The organism is Pseudomonas sp. D47, assembly GCF_045447305.1.
Classification (GTDB): domain Bacteria; phylum Pseudomonadota; class Gammaproteobacteria; order Pseudomonadales; family Pseudomonadaceae; genus Aquipseudomonas.
The window spans coordinates 1-520 of record NZ_JBJGXU010000180.1 but is presented as its reverse complement, the minus strand read 5'-3'; the positions used below and the strand labels follow the sequence as shown (position 1 = coordinate 520).

The following is a 520-nucleotide window of genomic DNA, read 5'->3' as shown; positions in this document are numbered from 1 at the left end:
TGGTGAGGCGGTTTGGAAATATGAGCGTAATGACCAGGGCGACGTTACGCGTAAGACTGATCCTGATGGCCACGTTACGGACTATACGTACAACAAACACGGGCAACTGATTGGGGTTTGGTACCCAGATAACGGTTGTCACCGGCTGGTTTGGAATGAGCGTGGGCAGCTCGTTGAAGAACAACTGCCGAATGGCGGTATCAAGCGGTATCGCTATGACGATCTTGGGCGACAGACGGCACTTGAGGACGAACATGGCGCCCTGACCCAGTATCAACGGGACGGTGTAGGTCGGTTGATTCGCGTCCTACTTCCAGACGGCGCAACGCGGGAATACAGCTACAACCCCTACGGAAAAATCACCGCCGAACGCGATGAACTCGGCCACGTCACCCGCTACGAATACGCCGACGGCCTGCACCTGATCAGCCGGCGCATTAATTCTGACGGCACCCAGGTCAAATACCGCTACGACAACGCCCGGTTGCTGCTGACAGAGATCGAAAATGAAGTTGGCGAA

At 55.6% G+C, this 520-nt stretch carries 1 pseudogene; it reads left to right on the top strand.

The features are described 5' to 3' along the window. A pseudogene (locus tag ACI77I_RS32135) lies at positions 1-520 on the top strand (type IV secretion protein Rhs); the annotation flags it as partial.